At 75.2% G+C, this 15,264-nt stretch carries 14 protein-coding genes; 2 read left to right on the plus strand and 12 right to left on the minus strand.

The features are described from left to right. Nucleotides 1-24: 24 nt before the first annotated feature. On the minus strand, nucleotides 25-798 hold the full coding sequence (locus SCA03_RS03795) for an SDR family NAD(P)-dependent oxidoreductase (protein ID WP_086815405.1): 774 nt from the start codon (nucleotides 796-798) through the stop codon (nucleotides 25-27). A gap of 190 nt (nucleotides 799-988) precedes the next feature. Here SCA03_RS03795 and SCA03_RS03800 point away from each other — a divergent pair, with 190 nt between their 5' ends. Next, the gene (locus SCA03_RS03800; protein ID WP_086815406.1) at nucleotides 989-1,747 is read left to right on the plus strand and encodes a GntR family transcriptional regulator; all 759 of its coding nucleotides are present in this window, start codon (nucleotides 989-991) and stop codon (nucleotides 1,745-1,747) included. 212 nt (nucleotides 1,748-1,959) lie between these two features. On the opposite strand, the gene SCA03_RS03805 is transcribed toward SCA03_RS03800, so the two are convergent. The 11 genes from SCA03_RS03805 to bioB form a co-directional block, all read right to left on the minus strand. Beyond that, nucleotides 1,960-3,162, minus strand: a complete 1,203-nt coding sequence (locus SCA03_RS03805) for an ROK family protein (protein ID WP_141275201.1) — start codon at nucleotides 3,160-3,162, stop codon at nucleotides 1,960-1,962. A 159-nt stretch (nucleotides 3,163-3,321) separates the two neighbouring features. Then, a complete protein-coding gene (gene mug, locus SCA03_RS03810; protein WP_037849190.1) occupies nucleotides 3,322-3,828 on the minus strand; it encodes a G/U mismatch-specific DNA glycosylase in 507 nt (168 codons plus the stop codon). A 56-nt stretch (nucleotides 3,829-3,884) separates the two neighbouring features. Beyond that, nucleotides 3,885-5,315 (minus strand): adenylosuccinate lyase, encoded by a 1,431-nt coding sequence (gene purB / locus SCA03_RS03815; protein ID WP_030884603.1) that lies wholly within the window; start codon nucleotides 5,313-5,315, stop codon nucleotides 3,885-3,887. A 24-nt stretch (nucleotides 5,316-5,339) separates the two neighbouring features. Further along, nucleotides 5,340-6,158 (minus strand): SGNH/GDSL hydrolase family protein, encoded by an 819-nt coding sequence (locus SCA03_RS03820; protein ID WP_030884605.1) that lies wholly within the window; start codon nucleotides 6,156-6,158, stop codon nucleotides 5,340-5,342. A gap of 125 nt (nucleotides 6,159-6,283) precedes the next feature. Then, the gene (locus tag SCA03_RS03825; protein WP_030884609.1) at nucleotides 6,284-7,294 is read right to left on the minus strand and encodes a hemolysin family protein; all 1,011 of its coding nucleotides are present in this window, start codon (nucleotides 7,292-7,294) and stop codon (nucleotides 6,284-6,286) included. Continuing rightward, a complete protein-coding gene (locus tag SCA03_RS03830) occupies nucleotides 7,291-8,688 on the minus strand; it encodes a hemolysin family protein (RefSeq protein WP_051845892.1) in 1,398 nt (465 codons plus the stop codon). The genes SCA03_RS03825 and SCA03_RS03830 overlap by 4 nt, the downstream gene beginning before the upstream one ends. A 231-nt stretch (nucleotides 8,689-8,919) precedes the next feature. Next, entirely contained in the window at nucleotides 8,920-9,372 is a 453-nt protein-coding gene (locus tag SCA03_RS03835; protein ID WP_086817948.1) for a GNAT family N-acetyltransferase, read from the minus strand. Nucleotides 9,373-9,472: 100 nt separating this feature from the next. Next, nucleotides 9,473-10,141 (minus strand): class I SAM-dependent methyltransferase, encoded by a 669-nt coding sequence (locus SCA03_RS03840; protein WP_086817949.1) that lies wholly within the window; start codon nucleotides 10,139-10,141, stop codon nucleotides 9,473-9,475. Between the two features lie 351 nt (nucleotides 10,142-10,492). Beyond that, nucleotides 10,493-11,305 carry a dethiobiotin synthase gene (gene bioD, locus SCA03_RS03845; protein WP_086817006.1) on the minus strand — a complete coding sequence of 271 codons (813 nt, stop codon included), beginning with the start codon at nucleotides 11,303-11,305 and terminating at the stop codon, nucleotides 10,493-10,495. Between the two features lie 5 nt (nucleotides 11,306-11,310). Further along, nucleotides 11,311-12,684 carry an adenosylmethionine--8-amino-7-oxononanoate transaminase gene (locus SCA03_RS03850; RefSeq protein WP_086817004.1) on the minus strand — a complete coding sequence of 458 codons (1,374 nt, stop codon included), beginning with the start codon at nucleotides 12,682-12,684 and terminating at the stop codon, nucleotides 11,311-11,313. Next, the gene (bioB, locus tag SCA03_RS03855) at nucleotides 12,677-13,756 is read right to left on the minus strand and encodes a biotin synthase BioB (RefSeq protein WP_030884624.1); all 1,080 of its coding nucleotides are present in this window, start codon (nucleotides 13,754-13,756) and stop codon (nucleotides 12,677-12,679) included. The genes SCA03_RS03850 and bioB overlap by 8 nt, the downstream gene beginning before the upstream one ends. 284 nt (nucleotides 13,757-14,040) lie before the next feature. On the opposite strand from bioB, the gene SCA03_RS03860 reads away from it, so the two are divergent. Further along, on the plus strand, nucleotides 14,041-15,198 hold the full coding sequence (locus SCA03_RS03860) for an 8-amino-7-oxononanoate synthase (protein WP_141275202.1): 1,158 nt from the start codon (nucleotides 14,041-14,043) through the stop codon (nucleotides 15,196-15,198). Nucleotides 15,199-15,264: the final 66 nt, after the last annotated feature.

Consider the following 15,264-nt stretch of genomic DNA (forward strand, 5'->3'; position numbering starts at 1 on the left):
GGCCGCCGCCCGCGGCCCGGCCCGTCACAGGCCGCCGGCCACCCGGAGCACGGCACCGGAGGTGAACGACGCCTCGTCGGACAGCAGCCAGGCCACCGCGTCGGCGATCTCCTCCGGCTCGCCCGGCCGCCGCGCCGGGGTGATCTCGGCCTTCTTCCAGGCCCGGTCGGGATCGCCCATCCTCGCGTGCATCCCGGTCAGCACGGAGCCCGGCTGCACCGAGTTGACGCGGACGCCCTCGGGGCCGAACTCCTTGGCCAGGCCGACGGTCATCGCGTCGACGGCCGCCTTGCTCGCCGCGTAGTGCACGTACTCGCCGGGTGAACCGAGGGTCGCGGCGGCGGAGGAGATGTTCACGATCGCGCCGCCGTCGCCGCCGTACGCGGTCGACATCTCGCGCAGCGCCCGGCGCGCGCACAGCAGGGTCCCGGTGACGTTGACGTCCACCACGCGGCGCATCACCTCCGGGTCGGTCTCGGTGAACCTGCCCAGCGGCCCGGAGATCCCGGCGTTGGCGACCAGCCCCGTGACGGGTCCGAACGCCTCGCGCACCTCGGTGAACAGCCGGTCCACCGCGTCCGCCGCGCCGACGTCCACGGGGACGGTCACCGCCTCGCCGCCCGCGGCGCGTACCCGGCCGGCCACGTCCTCGGCGGCCTCGGCGTCGTGTGCGTAGCCGATGCCGAGGTGGTGGCCGTCGGCGGCGAGCCGCAGGGCGGTCGCGGCGCCGATACCGCGGCTCGCGCCGGTGACGACGGTGACGCGCTGCCGGGAGGCAGGGGTGACGGGCCGGGGCATGGGCGCCTCCTGGGGGAGATTTGATCGATGATCGATCGTCGCAGTTGACCTGAGTGTCATCAAGAGGTCAAGCGCGTCCGATTGGTCTTGACCAAGGGTGGGGCCCGTCCTATGGTCGGGCATACGCAAGGACCTTTAAAAAACAAGCCACATAAAGTCCGCCAGGCGTACGGCGATTGCGGAGGCAAGGGTGGGGACCACGCAGCTGGAAACGGTGCCGGAGCCGAAATACTGGCACCTCAAGACCGTCCTGTCGGACGCGCTCGACTCGGAGTTCGCGGTGGGGGAGATCCTGCCGAACGAACGCGATCTCGCGGCCCGCTTCGGCGTGGCACGCGCCACGCTCCGGCAGGCCCTCGAACAGCTGGAGCTGGAAGGCCGGTTGCAGCGGCGGCGCGGGGTGGGCACCACCGTCGCACCGCCCCGCGTCGGGGTCGAGGTCGGCCCCGCACAGGGCAGCGGAACCGCCTGGCCGGGCGCGCCGGGCGACGCCTGGCACACCGAGGACCACGAGGAGGCCGTGCCGCCCGCCCCCGTCGGCCGCCTCCTGGGCGCCCCCGGCACCCCGGTGCACGCGGTGCGGCGCAGCCGGACGACGGGCGGCCAGCCGGTGGCCACGGAGGTGCTGTACGTGCCCGGCACCTGTGTGCCCGCCCTCCGGCTCTCCCCGGCGGACGGCGCGGCGGCGGGCGCCGAGCGTGCGGAGGCCGTGCTGCGGGAGCTTCAGCAGCTCCCACTGGAGTCCCAGGAGCGCACGGTGGAGCTGGGTTCGGCACGCGCCGACGACGCACGACGGCTGGACCGACTGCCCGGCGCCCCCGTGCTGGTGGTCACCACCTGCTACATCGCACAGGGGCGTACGGCGGGCGTCGCCGTCTCCACCTTCCGGGCCGACACCTGCCGCCTCTCGTTCGGCGACAGTGAGGGCATACCGGCGCTGGCCGGCTGAACGTCGCCCGGCGGCGCCACGCCCACCGGCGTTCCGCCGCCGCGCTCAACAGCCCCGGCGCGCAACGGCGTTGAGCAGCGTGCAGGGTTGTGAACAGCGCGCACCGGTGCCGCCCGGCAAGGCTCCGGCGGCGTACGGCAGGGCTCCCGCGGTGTACGGCAGGCTCCGGCGCTGAACGGCAGGGTCCCATGCCGCACCGCAGGGCCCCGGGCTCAGGGCAGGGCCGGGGGCCGTTGCGTGGGGTCGGGGGTGTGGGCGGCGTCCACGGACTCCACGGTGAACAGCTCGGCGTGCACATGGTCCAGCGCGAGCCGCAGGGCGCCCGTGGCCACGGCCGTGTCGCCCAGCAGCGAGAGCGCCACCCGCGGCGGGCGCAGGCAGTAGCGCTCCAGTTCGGCCCGGAGCGGGTCGAGGACGCCGTCGAGCCCGGCCGCCCAGCCGCCCACCACCAGCAGCTCCGGGTCGAGCGCCAGCACCAGCGCCGCCACGTCGTGCACGAGCCGCGCCAGGAAGCGGTCCATCGCCCGCCCGGCCTGTTCGTCCCCGCCCCGCGCGCGGGCGAACACCCGCGCGACGGCGGCCTCGTCGAGCGGATGCAGCGGCTCGTCCGTCGTGGACAGCAGCCGCTCCGGCGTCGCCTCGCGGCCCAGCAGATGCAGCGCCCCGATCTCCCCGGCGGCGCCGCCGAAGCCCCGGTGCAGCCGGCCGCCGATGAGTGAGCCGGCGCCCGGGCTCAGCCCCGCCAGCACCATCACCACGTCGTCCACGCCGCGGGCAGCGCCCTTCCAGTGCTCCGCCAGCACACCGGCGTTCGCGTCGTTCTCCACCAGCACCGGGCAGCGGAAGGAGCGGCGCAGCCGTTCGCCGAGCGCCAGCCCCGTCCAGCCGGGCAGGGCCGTGCCGAGCCGCACCGTGCCGTCGGCCTCCACGATGCCGGGGGTGCCGACGCCCACGGCGCGCAGCGAGTCCCGTGCGATGTCGGTACGGCGCAGCAGATCGGCGACGGTGGCGCGGGCGCGTTCCAGGCGCAGATCCGCGGAGGCGCCCTCGTCGACCTGGCGGGAGGTCGAGCCGACGAGGCGCCCGGTCAGATCCGCCAGCACGGCCGCGACCCGGTGCGGGCCCAGCTCGATGCCGAGCAGGTGACCGGCCTCCGAGCGGAACCGGAAGCGGCGGGCCGGGCGGCCGCGGCGGGAGATGCGGGCGTCGGCCGGGTCGTCCGGGGCCTCGGCCACCAGCCCCGCCTCGATGAGCCCCTCGACGACGCCCTCGACGGTCGGCCGGGACAGCCCCGTGGCCCGCCCGAGTTCGGTCAGCGTCAGCGCCGTCGTCGTGTCGGCGCACAGCGACCGCAGCACGACCGTGGAATTGATCCGCCGCAGCAGCGAGGGGTCCCCTCCGGTGAGCCTGCTCAACGTCCGCCTCCCTGTTCGCGCGTGGCGGGATCGTAGCCGCTCGGCGGCGATCACGGCGAGCGTGCGGACGAACTCGTTCCGGGGGCCGCCTCCGGTGGGAGCGCGCCCAACCGTCCGCAGACGGCGGGCCGTTGGGGATGCGCGGCTCGCAGGGGCGGCTCAGCCGTCGGACAGATCGGGCAGCGAGGCGGCCTCGCGGAGCGCGGCGAACTCCTGTGCCAGCTCCGGCGGGCGCCAGTGCGCGTTCAGGCCGCTCGGGTTGGGCAGCACCCACACCCGGCTGCCGCCTATGGTCCGCTCCTGCGGCCCGACCCGGGCCGTACGGTCGGCGAAGGCCGCCCGGTAGGCGGTGACGCCGACCACCGCCAGCCACTGCGGGCCCAGCTCCCGGACCTTCTCCTCCAGCAGGCGCCCGCCCTCGCGGTACTCCTCGTCGGCCAGCTCGTCGGCGCGCGCCGTGGCCCGGGCGACGACGTTGGTGATGCCGAGCCCGTGGTCGAGCAGCTCGCCCTCCTCGTCCGGGCGCAGCCGCCGGGGCGTGAACCCGGAGTGGTGCAGCACCGGCCAGAAGCGGTTGCCGGGCCGGGCGAAGTGGTGCCCCGTCGCGGCCGACATCAGGCCCGGGTTGATCCCGCAGAACAGCACGTGCAGCCCGGGGGCCGCCACGTCCGGGACGAGGCGGCCCCGCGCGGCCTCCAGCTCCTCGGGGGTGAAACGCGGGCTCAGAGGATCGCCCCCGGCGTGTAGGCGGCGGCCTTCGGGTGCAGCGCGAGGACCTCCTCCACGCGCGCGACGACCTCGGCGGTCTGGGCGCCGGCGGCACCGGTGAACGAGAGCCGGTCGGCCATCAGCGCTTCGAGGGCCGGGCGGTCCAGCGGGATACGGGAGTCGGCGGCGAGCCGGTCGAGCAGCTCGTTGCGCTCGGCGCCCTCGCGCAGCGCCAGCGCGGAGGCCACCGCGTGCTCCTTGATCACCTCGTGTGCCGTCTCCCGGCCGACTCCCGCGCGCACGGCCGCCATCAGAACCTTCGTCGTGGCCAGGAACGGCAGATAGCGGTCCAGTTCGCGCTCCACGACGGCGGGGAAGACGCCGAACTCGTCCAGGACGGTCAAGAACGTCTCCAGCAGGCCGTCGAAGGCGAAGAAGGAGTCCGGCAGCGCGACCCGGCGCACCACCGAGCAGGAGACGTCGCCCTCGTTCCACTGGTCGCCCGCCAGCTCGCCGGCCATCGAGGCGTAGCCGCGCAACACCACCATCAGGCCGTTGACCCGTTCACAGGAGCGGGTGTTCATCTTGTGCGGCATCGCGGACGAGCCGACCTGGCCCTCCTTGAAGCCCTCGGTCACCAGCTCCTGCCCGGCCATCAGCCGGATCGTCTTCGCCAGCGAGGAGGGGGCGCCGGCCAGCTGCACCAGCGCGCCGGTCACCTCGTGGTCCAGCGAGCGCGGGTAGACCTGGCCGACGGAGGTGAACACCCGCCCGAAACCGAGGTGTTCGGCGACCCTGCGCTCCAGGTCCGAGAGCTTCTCGCCGTCACCGCCGAGCAGGTCCAGCATGTCCTGGGCGGTGCCGACCGGGCCCTTGATGCCGCGCAGCGGGTAGCGCCGCAGCAGCTCCTCCAGCCGCTCGAAGGCCACCAGCAGTTCGTCCGCGCCCGAGGCGAACCGCTTGCCCAGCGTGGTGGCCTGCGCCGCCACATTGTGCGAACGGCCGGCCATCACCAGCGTGGCGTGCTGCCCGGCGAGCTTGCCCAGCCGGGCCAGCAGCGCCACCGTCCGGTCCCGGGCGTGCTCCAGCGACAGCCGGATCTGCAACTGCTCGACGTTCTCGGTCAGGTCCCGGGAGGTCATGCCCTTGTGCACGTGCTCGTGCCCGGCGAGCGCGTTGAACTCCTCGATGCGCGCCTTCACATCGTGCCGGGTGACCTTCTCGCGCTCGGCGATGGAGGCCAGGTCGACATCCGTCAGCACCCGCTCGTAGTCGGCCAGGGCCTCGTCGGGCACCGCGACGCCCAGATCCCGCTGGGCCTTGAGCACGGCCAGCCACAGCTTCCGCTCCAGCACGATCTTCGATTCGGGGGACCAGATGCGGACCAGTTCGGGGGAGGCGTAGCGGGACGCCAGGACGTTCGGAATGCGCGGCTTCTCAGTCACGTCACCCGAGTCTACGGGGCTCGGCTAGGAGCTCTCCTCGCAGGCCAGCGGGGCCAGGGACGGGCGCTTGGGGGACCGGCCGTCGCCGGTGGAGCGGCCGGTGAGCCGGCGCCCTATCCACGGGAGCAGATGCACCCGCGCGAACCGCAGGTCCTCGGCCCGCCGGCGGGCCCAGGGCGGCGGCGTCGCGGGCGGCAGCGGGGCGTCCCAGTCGGACTCGGCGGGCAGCCCGAGCCGCTGCCAGACGGCCTCGGCGACCCGCCGGTGCCCCTCCGCCGTCAGATGCAGCCGGTCGTCGGCCCACAGCCGCTGATCGCTGAGCGTCCGCGAGGCGTACAGGTCGACGACGAGCGCGCCGTGCCGGGCGGCCAGCTCGTCGATGAAGGAGAACAGCTGCTCCATGCGCGGGCGGTAGCGCTCCAGCACCGGGCCCTGGCGCCCGGGGCTGCGCATCAGCACGAGGGTTCCCGCCGAGGGCGCGAGCCGGGCGACGGACTGCTCCAGCAGGGCGCACACCCGCTCGGTGTCGCAGTTGGGCCGCAGGACGTCGTTGAGGCCGCCGACCAGTGTCACCAGGTCTGCGCCCATCGCGGCGGCGGTGTCCACCTGCTCCTCGGCGATCTGGCCGATCAGCTTGCCGCGCACCGCGAGGTTCGCGTAGCGGAAGCCGTCCTGCCGGGCCGCGAGCCGGGCCGCCAGCAGATCCGCCCAGCCCCGGTAGCTGCCGTCCGGCAGCGCGTCCGACATGCCTTCCGTGAACGAGTCGCCCAGCGCGACGAACGAGGAGAAGCGCGGGCCGGTTCCGGTGCTGGGGGCGTCTGTACGGGCTCCTGTGCTGGTCACGGTCGCCCATCGTAACCCCGTGGCCGAGCCAACGATCGGGCGGGCAGCGGGATTCGGACGCTCCCTCGGCGAGGGTGCGGGAGGCCGGGGCGGGCCGGACGCGGCGTCCGGCCCGCCCGCCCCCGTCACGCGGAGCCGACCAGCTCGCGCAGCACGTCCTCCATCGTCACCACGCCCGTCGCACGCCCGTCGGCGCCGGTCACGGCCGCCAGATGCGTGCCGCTGGAGCGCATCGCGCCGAGCACGTCGTCCAGCGGCAGCGAGCCGCGGACCCGGGCGATGGGGCGCATCGCCGTGACCGGGAACGGCTCGTCCCGCGGTGCGGCGTCCAGGGCGTCCTTGACGTGCAGATAGCCCAGCACCCGCCCGTCGTCGTCGACCACCGGGAAGCGGGAGAAGCCGGAGCCGGCCGACAGCCGCTCCAGGCTCTCGGGGGTGACGCCCCACGGTGCGGCGACGACCCGGTCCAGCGGCTGGGCCACGTCGCCGACCGGCCGCCGGCCCAGTTCCAGGGCGTCGCGCAGCCGCTCGGTGGAGCGGTCGTCGAGCAGGCCCGCCTCGCTGGAGTCGGCCACCATCTGCGCCAGGTCGGCGTCCGAGAACGCCGCCTCCACCTCGTTCTTCGGCTCCACCCGCAGCAGCTTCAGCAGCGAGTTCGCGAAGGTGTTCACGGTGAAGATCACCGGGCGCAGCGCCCGCGCCAGCGCCACCAGCGGCGGCCCCAGCGCCAGCGCGGCCCGCTCGGGCCCGGCCAGCGCGATGTTCTTCGGCACCATCTCGCCCAGCAGCATGTGCAGATACGTGGCGAGCGCGAGCGCGATCACGAAGGAGACGGGGTGGATCACGCCCTGGGGCATGCCCACCGCGTGGAAGACCGGCTCCAGCAGATGGGCGATGGCCGGTTCGGCTACCACGCCCAGCACCAGCGTGCACAGCGTGATGCCCAGCTGGGCCGCGGCGAGGAGCTGGGCGACGTGCTCCAGGCCCCACAGCACCTTCCGTGCCCGCTTGTCGCCGTCCTCGGCCAGCGGTTCGACCTGGGCCCTGCGCACCGAGATCAGCGCGAACTCGGCGCCGACGAAGAACGCGTTGACGACCAGCGTCAGCAGGCCGATGAACAGTTGCAGCACCGTCATCGCCGTGCCTCCTCGTCCCGGGCGCCCTGGGAGTCGCGGGCGCCGTGCCGGCCGTGGTCGTCCTCGTCGTGCGGGTGTTCCTCGCCGGGTACGGGCGCGTGCAGCCGGACGCGGGCCGCGCGGCGTCCGCGGGCGTCCGCGACGTCGAGCCGCCAGCCGGCGACGGTGAGGGTGTCGCCCGCCGAGGGGATCCGGCCCAGCTCGGTGGCGATCAGCCCGGCCAGCGTCTCGTACGGCCCCTCGGGGGCGCGCAGTCCGATGGACTCCAGCTGGTCGGTGCGGGCCGCGCCGTCCGCGTCGTACACCCTGCGGCCCTCGGCGTCCTCGCCCGCGGGGGCGAGGTCCGGGGTCTCCAGCGGGTCGTGCTCGTCGCGGACCTCGCCGACGACCTCCTCGATGATGTCCTCCAGCGTGACGACGCCGGCCGTGCCGCCGTACTCGTCGATGACGACGGCGATGCTGCGGTCCCCGCCGGACAGCTGGTCCAGCAGCCGGTCGACCGTGAGCGACTCGGGCACCAGCAGTGCCTCGCGCATCAGATCGGTGACGGGGCGCCGGGGGCGTTCGTCGGCCGGTACGGCCAGCACGTCCTTGATCCGGACGATGCCGACGACCGTGTCGAGGCTGCCCCGGTGCACGGGGAAGCGGGACAGGCCCGTCGCCCGGGTGGCGTTGGCGACGTCCTCCGCGGTGGCCTGCACCTCCAGCGAGGTGACCTGCACCCGCGGCGTCATCACGTTCTCGGCCGTCAGCTCGGCCAGGTGCAGCGTGCGCACGAACAGGTCGGCGGTGTCCTCCTCCAGCGCGCCCTCCTTCGCGGAGTGCCGCGCCAGCGCCACCAGCTCCTGCGGCGAGCGTGCCGAGGCCAGTTCCTCGGTGGGCTCCAGGCCCATGCGCAGCAGGATGCGGTTGGCGGTGTTGTTGAGATGGCGGATGAGCGGCCGGAACGAGGCGGAGAAGACCCGCTGCGGTGTGGCGACCCGCTTGGCCACGGGCAGCGGCCGGGAGATCGCCCAGTTCTTCGGCACCAGCTCGCCGATCACCATCAGGACGACGGTGGACAGGGCCGTCCCCAGCACCAGCGCGATCGAGGAGGCGGCCGAGGCGGGCACCCCCAGGGAGCGCAGCGGGCCGGCGATCAGCTTGGCGATGGAGGGCTCGGCGAGCATGCCGACCACCAGATTGGTGACGGTGATGCCGAGCTGGGCCCCGGACAGCTGGAAGGTGAGGGAGCGGACGGCCTCCAGCGCGCTGCGGGCGCCGCGCTCCCCGCGCTGTTCGGCCCGCTCCAGTTCGCTGCGCTCGACCGTCGTCAGCGAGAACTCGGCGGCGACGAAGCCTCCGCAGGCCAGCGCCAGCAGGAGGGCCACGAGCAGCAGAAGGACTTCCGTCATCGGTCCCTCACCTCCCTCCCATGATCGGGCAGGGTGCGCGGGCACGCGCGGTGTCGGTGACGGTAGGAGAATCTGTGGCTGCTACTGGGAGGGTCGCCCATCGGCGGACGCTCACACCTTTCGACTCGGAACGAGAGCGCCGGTTCCGCGGGCGCGGCTGGCCCGGCGCGGGATGTTCATCGTAAACGGCGAGCAAGGTCCGCCGGTTCCCGCGCGTGGCATCCGCCCAGGTCAGGAAGCCAGAGTCGTCACCCAGCGGCTCCATTGCGGTTGCGGTGCGTAACCGGCGGCCCGCCAGGTGTGGTGAGCGCGCTCGTTCTCGTCGAGCACCATCGCGTCCCCGCGCCGGCCGCCGAGCGCCGCGAAGCGCTCCTCGGCCGCGGCGACCAGCGCGCGGGCGATCCCCTGGCGCCGGGCGCCCGGGCGGACGGCCAGCCGGTAGAGCGAGCACCGCCAGCCTCCCCCGGACTCCGTCCGGGAGGTGCCCCCACACCCCGCGATCACCGTCCCCAGCAGCTCCCCGCCGCGCTCGGCCAGCAGCAGGGCCTCCGGGTCCCGGTCGAGGAGCCGGGCCACCCCGTCCCTGTCGTCGCTCACGCTGGTGCCCTCGGTGGCCAGCCGCCAGAAGGCGAGCACCGCGTCGATGCCGTCCGGGCCCGCCGCGCGTATTCGAAGATCGTCCATGGTGGGCAGCCCAGCACACCGCCCACCGGTGCCGGGCGGAATTCCACCAGGTGGGACGGCGCTCCCTGCCGATCGCCGTGCCGGTCCCCGCCGCGGTCCGTCAGGGGCAGCGGGCGCTGCCGAGCACATGGAAGGTGTGCGGCAGTGGCGGGCCGGACTCCGGTACCCGCAGCCGGCGGAACTCCAGCCCGGTGAAGCCGGCCTGCTCGATCGCGGCCAGCGGATCGCGGGCGACGTGGCAGCCGCCGAACAGCTTGGGCCACACCGTGCGGTCCAGGGCGCGCTGCACCCGCGCCGTACGGGGATGCCCGTGCGCCAATCCGTGCTCGAAGAAGCGCAGTTCGGCGCCGGGCCGCAGCACCCTGCGCAGCTCGGCCAGTGCGCCGGCCACATCCGGCAGCGAACACAGCACGAGGGAGAGCACCGCGGCGTCGCACGTGTCGCGTCCGGCCGGCAGCCGCTCGGCGGTGCCCGGGACGACGTCGACGGGCACCTCGGCCCGCAGCGCCGCCTCGGCCGCCAACTGCCGCAGCCTGCGCTCCGGTTCGACGGCGTACACCTCCGTCACCGAGCCGGGGTAGTGGGCGAAGTTCCGGCCGTTGCCCGCGCCCACCTCGATCACCCGGCTCGACAGCCCGGCCACCAGTTGGGCGCGGTGCGCCGCCACACCGCCGCGTTCGTCGGCGACCACGCTCATCCGCGCGTAGCAGCGGGCGAACAGCGGATGGTGCACGGCGTCGCGCGGTGGCGCGCTGGACCGGACAGACATGTCTCTCCCCTTTCCGGCTGGCGGCACGCCCCGGGCGTGGGCGCGCCGCCAGCCTGCCGCCTGCCCGGGCCGCGGCCAAGTCCCCTTGCGGGTACGCGTGTCGGGGCCGTACCGGTGTGTGGGGGGCCGTCACCGGGGGAGCGAGCGGGCTGTCCGGTGGAGAGTCGCCTTCCCACGCCGCGCGTCGGGCCGGACGTCGCTACCCGCGCACGGCCCGGGGCGGCCACGTCGCGACCGACTCCCCGGGCGGGCGGGCGTGTCGGCGTGCGGGCCCGGGGGTTCCAGGGCCCGCACGGGGCGGTGACCCCGCGGGCCGGACACCGGCGCCGGTGCCCGGCCCGCCGCCACGCCTCACCCGCCGGCGTGCGCCCTCGCGCGCGCGGCGGACGGCCCCCGCGGTGCCGGCCGGTGGCCGCCCAGGCAGGGCGCCAGCCAGTCCGGGGCCGCCGAGTGGAAGCGTGCGGGCGGCAGCGCCCCCGCACCCTCCGGCACCGCCCCGAGCAGCGGTGCGCCCGCCTCGGCCGCGAACTCGTCGACGTTGCACCGCGCGGCCAGCCCGGGGCGCGTCGGCGCGCTGCCGATCACCACTCCACGGCAGGTCAGACCGCGGGCGCGCAGGGCCTCGGCGGTCAGTGCCGTGGCGTTCAGCGTGCCCAGCCCGGCCGCCGCCACCACCAGCACGGGGGCGTCCAGCAGCCGCGCCGCGTCCGCCAGGGTGCTGCCGGAGCCGTCGAACCGCACCAGCAGGCCCCCGGCGCCCTCGACGAGCACGAGAGCGTGCCGCTCGGCCAGAGCGTGTGCCGCCGCCGCGATCTCGCCGGGGCCCACGCCCGGCAGCCCGGCGCGCCGTGCGGCCGTCGCGGGCGCCAACGGCTCGGGGTAGCGGGCCAGTTCGGCGCCCGTCACCCCGTCCCCGGCCAGCCGGCGGACCTCCGCGACATCGCCGGGCTCCTCTCCCGTGACGCCCGTCTGCGCCGGTTTGAGCACCGCGACCGTGCGCCCGGCCCGTAGCGCGCACGCCGCCAGCGCCGCCGTCGTGACCGTCTTGCCGATCTCCGTGCCGGTGCCCGACACCACCAGGACGCCCGAGGGCGCGGCGGCCGCCCCGGCGCCCTCCGCCCGGCCCGTCCCGCGGCCCGGGTCCGCCGCTGCCGCCGTGCTCATTCCGCTCATCCTTCCTCCGCCGCGGCGCACACGGCCGCGGCGATCCGTGCCACGTCCTCGTCGTCGGTGAGGTACGGCGGCATCACGTACACCGCGTCGCGGAACGGCCGCAGCCACACCCCGGCTCGCGCCGCCGCGCGGGTGGCCGCCGGGACGTCCACCTCGTGGTCGAGCCGGACGACGCCGATCGCGCCGAGCACGTTCACCTCCGTCACACCGGGCAGCGCCGCCGCGGGCGCGAGCCCGGTACGCAGACCCTCGCCGATGCGCCGTACGTTCCCCTGCCAGTCCCCGGACAGCAGCAGGTCCAGGGAGGCGCCGGCGACCGCGGCGGCCAGCGGATTGCCCATGAACGTCGGCCCGTGCGCCAGTACGGGCACCGTGCCGCGGGAGATCCCCTCGGCCACCCGCGGGGTGCACACCGTCGCCGCCATCGACAGATAGCCGCCGGTCAACGCCTTGCCCAGACACAGCACATCGGGCGTCACCCCGGCGTGCTCCGCGGCGAACAGCCTGCCCGTCCGGCCGAAGCCGGTCGCGATCTCGTCCAGCACGAGCAGCACGCCGTGCTCGTCGCACGCCTCGCGGAGCGCCCGGACGTAGGCGGGGGAGTGGAACCGCATCCCGCCCGCGCCCTGTACGACGGGTTCGACGACGACCGCGGCCAGTTCGTGCGCGTGACGTGCCACCGTCTCGTGCAGATGGGCGAGGTAGTCCTCGTCGGGAGCGGCGTCGAAACCGCTGGGCGGCGCGTCGGCGAACACCTGCCGGGGCAGCGCGCCCGACCACAGGTGGTGCATCCCGCCCTCCGGGTCGCACACCGACATCGGCTGCCAGGTGTCCCCGTGGTAGCCGCCGCGCCAGGTCATCAGCCGGCGTTTGGCGGGGCGGCCCAGCGAACGCCAGTGCTGGAGGCACATCTTGACGGCGACCTCCACGGCCACCGAGCCCGAGTCCGAGAGGAACACGTGCTCCAGGTCGCCGGGCGTCATCCCGGCGAGCCGGGCGGCCAGCCGGACGGCGGGCTCGTGCGTCAGCCCGCCGAACATCACATGGCTCATCCGGTCGAGCTGGGCGTGCGCCGCGGCGTCGAGCACCGGGTGGCCGTAGCCGTGCACGGCCGACCACCACGAGGCCATCCCGTCCACCAACTCCCGGTGCCCGTACACCGGTTCGGCCAGCCGTAGGCGTACGCCCGACGCGGACTCGACGACGAACGGGGTGCTGCGGCCGGGCATCGGCCCGTACGGGTGCCACACGTGCCGGCGGTCCAGCGCCAGCAGCTCCTCCACCGCCCCCGGCTGTGCGTCCGCCGGAGATGCGCCGGGCGGGAGCGTGCCCCTCGGGGGAGCGCCGGCCGGCGTGCTCGGCTCAGGCATTCGGGGGCAGCTCCGTCCCGGTGCCGCGCCTGCGCACGGCCACCCGCTCGTGCGGCTCCCCGGACAGGCGGTGTGCGGGCAGGGTGCTGGTGCCGGGGCCCTCCACCTCGAACCCGGCGTCGGCGATCATGTCGAGATCGGCCCGTCCCGCCTGCCCCTCGCTGGTCAGATAGTCGCCCAGGAACAGGGAGTTGACCAGGTGCAGCGCCAGCGGCTGGAGTGAGCGCAGATGCAGCTCGCGCCCGCCGGCGAGCCGGACCTCCACGTCCGGGCAGACGAACCGCACCATCGCGAGGATGCGCAGCGCCCGCCGGGGCGTCAGATTCCACTCACCGGCCAGCGGCGTCCCCTCGAAGGGGATGAGGAAGTTGACGGGGACGGAGTCGGCGTCCAGCTCGCGCAGCGCGAGCGCCACGTCGACGAGGTCCTCGTCGGTCTCGCCCATGCCCGCGATCAGTCCGGAGCAGGGCGACATGCCCGCGTCCCGGGCCTGCTGGACCGTCGAGACCCGGTCCTCGTAGGTGTGCGTCGTGCAGATGTCGCCGTACGTCGCCTCGGACGTGTTCAGGTTGTGGTTGTAGGCGTCGGCGCCCGCCGCACGCAGTCGTTCGGCCTGGCCCGGTGACAGCAGGCCCAGGCAGGCGCAGACCTCCACGCCGCCGGTGCGCTCCTTGATGGCCTCGATGGTCCGCGAGACCCGTTCGACGTCCCGGTCCGAGGGGCCCCGCCCGCTCGCCACGACGCAGACCCGCTTCGCACCGCCCTTGACCCCCGCCTCGGCGGCGTCGGCGGCCTCCTCGGCCTTCAGCCAGCTGTACTTGAGGATCCCCGCCTCGGAGCCGAGCCGCTGCGAGCAGTACGAGCAGTCCTCCGGGCACAGCCCCGACTTGAGGTTGACGAGGTAGTTCAGTTTCACGCGGCGGCCGAACCACCGCCGGCGCACCTTCCCGGCGGCGGCGACCACGTCCAGCAGCGCCTCGTCCGGGGACCGCAGCACCGCCAGTGCCTCGTCACGGGTGGCCGTCTCGCCCCGCAGGCCCTTGTCGGCGAGGGCGTTCAGCAGATCATCCATGGGCAACGATCCTGGCCCACGGCTCGGCGTCACGAAATGGAGGAACCCCACAAGCCGACTCCGGTCAGGTGTGGACACCGTCGCACGCTGACCAGGAATCCGGTCGGTTACGTTCTATGGACTGCCTACAAAGCCACTCCCCGGAAGTCCCGGTCCCCGGAACCGGCGCCACGTACCGGGGAGTGCAGGCGAGGTGACGGTCCGCCACCGCGGAAGCCTCCGTGGCGACGGCGGCACCCCGCACAGCGAAGGCAGCACCCTCACCGAGAAGGACGGGCCAGCCCATGCCGTACGACCCCTTCGCATGGACCGCGAGCGCGCAGCGCCGGCGCGCGGACGCCGGGCTGCGGCGCACGCTGCGCCCCCGCGCCGCCCGCTCCGCACTGCTCGACCTCGCCGGCAACGACTACCTCGGGCTCTCCCGGCACCCCCGCGTCACCGCGGCGGCGGCCCGTGCCGCCCGCACCTGGGGCGCAGGCTCGGGCGGTTCGCGCCTGGTCACGGGCTCGACGCGGCTGCACGCCCGGCTGGAGGCCGAACTCGCCGCGTTCTGCGGCTTCGAGGCCGCGCTGGTCTTCTCCTCCGGGTACACGGCCAACCTCGCCGCCGTCACGGCGCTCACCGCGCCCCCGGGCGACCCGGGGCTCCTCGTCTCGGACGCCGGGAACCACGCCTCGCTCATCGACGGCTGCCGCCTCTCCCGCGCCGCCACCACCGTCACCCCGCACAACGATCCCGAGGCCGTCCGCAAGGCCCTGCGCGCCCGCGGCACCGGCCCGGCGCTCGTCGTCAGCGACTCGGTCTTCTCGGTGGACGGCGAGGCCGCGCCGCTGGCGGCCCTGGCCGAGGTCTGCCGCGCGGCGGGCGCCGGACTGCTGATCGACGACGCGCACGGCTTCGGTGTGCTCGGCGACGGCGGCCGGGGCGCACCGCACGCCGCGGGCCTGGCCGGCGACCCGGGCACGGTCGTGACCGTCACGCTGTCCAAGGCGCTCGGCAGCCAGGGGGGCGCCGTGCTGGGCCCGGCCCGCGTCATCGACCATCTGGTCGACACCGCGCGCACCTTCATCTTCGACACCGGTCTCGCCCCGGCCGCCGCCGGCGGGGCGCTGGCCGCGCTGCGGCTGCTGCGCCGCGAGCCCGCCCGCGCCGCGCGGGTGCGGGCCGTCGCCGCCGGGCTGTACACCCGGCTGGCCGCGGCCGGGCTGTCCACCGCCCGCCCGGACGCCGCCGTCGTCCCGGTGCGCGCGCCCTCGCCCCGGGCCGCGGTCCGCTGGGCGGCCGACTGCCGGGCCGCGGGCGTCCAGGTCGGCTGCTTCCGGCCGCCGTCCGTGCCCGACGGCGTCTCCCGGCTGCGGCTGACGGCCCGCGCCGATCTGCCCGAGGCGGAGCTGGAGCGCGCCGTCGGCACCGTCGTCGCGCACGCCCCGGCCGGCGGCTGACCGGTACGGGCCCGGCGGCGCGGGAGGCACGGGTCCGGCGGCGGGGGAGGCGCGGGGTCCGGCGGG

The sequence above is a fragment of the Streptomyces cacaoi genome (assembly GCF_006539165.1).
GTDB lineage: Bacteria > Actinomycetota > Actinomycetes > Streptomycetales > Streptomycetaceae > Streptomyces > Streptomyces cacaoi.

Excerpts from the sequence above, each read along its gene's own strand:
- SCA03_RS03795 (WP_086815405.1), bottom strand. The coding sequence starts at position 798 with ATGCCCCGGCCCGTCACCCCTGCCTCCCGGCAGCGCGTCACCGTCGTC.
- SCA03_RS03825 (WP_030884609.1), bottom strand. The coding sequence starts at position 7,294 with ATGACGGTGCTGCAACTGTTCATCGGCCTGCTGACGCTGGTCGTCAAC.
- SCA03_RS03830 (WP_051845892.1), bottom strand. The coding sequence starts at position 8,688 with ATGACGGAAGTCCTTCTGCTGCTCGTGGCCCTCCTGCTGGCGCTGGCC.
- SCA03_RS03835 (WP_086817948.1), bottom strand. The coding sequence starts at position 9,372 with ATGGACGATCTTCGAATACGCGCGGCGGGCCCGGACGGCATCGACGCG.
- SCA03_RS03840 (WP_086817949.1), bottom strand. The coding sequence starts at position 10,141 with ATGTCTGTCCGGTCCAGCGCGCCACCGCGCGACGCCGTGCACCATCCG.
- bioD (WP_086817006.1), bottom strand. The coding sequence starts at position 11,305 with ATGAGCACGGCGGCAGCGGCGGACCCGGGCCGCGGGACGGGCCGGGCG.
- SCA03_RS03850 (WP_086817004.1), bottom strand. The coding sequence starts at position 12,684 with ATGCCTGAGCCGAGCACGCCGGCCGGCGCTCCCCCGAGGGGCACGCTC.
- bioB (WP_030884624.1), bottom strand. The coding sequence starts at position 13,756 with ATGGATGATCTGCTGAACGCCCTCGCCGACAAGGGCCTGCGGGGCGAG.
- SCA03_RS03860 (WP_141275202.1), top strand. The coding sequence starts at position 14,041 with ATGCCGTACGACCCCTTCGCATGGACCGCGAGCGCGCAGCGCCGGCGC.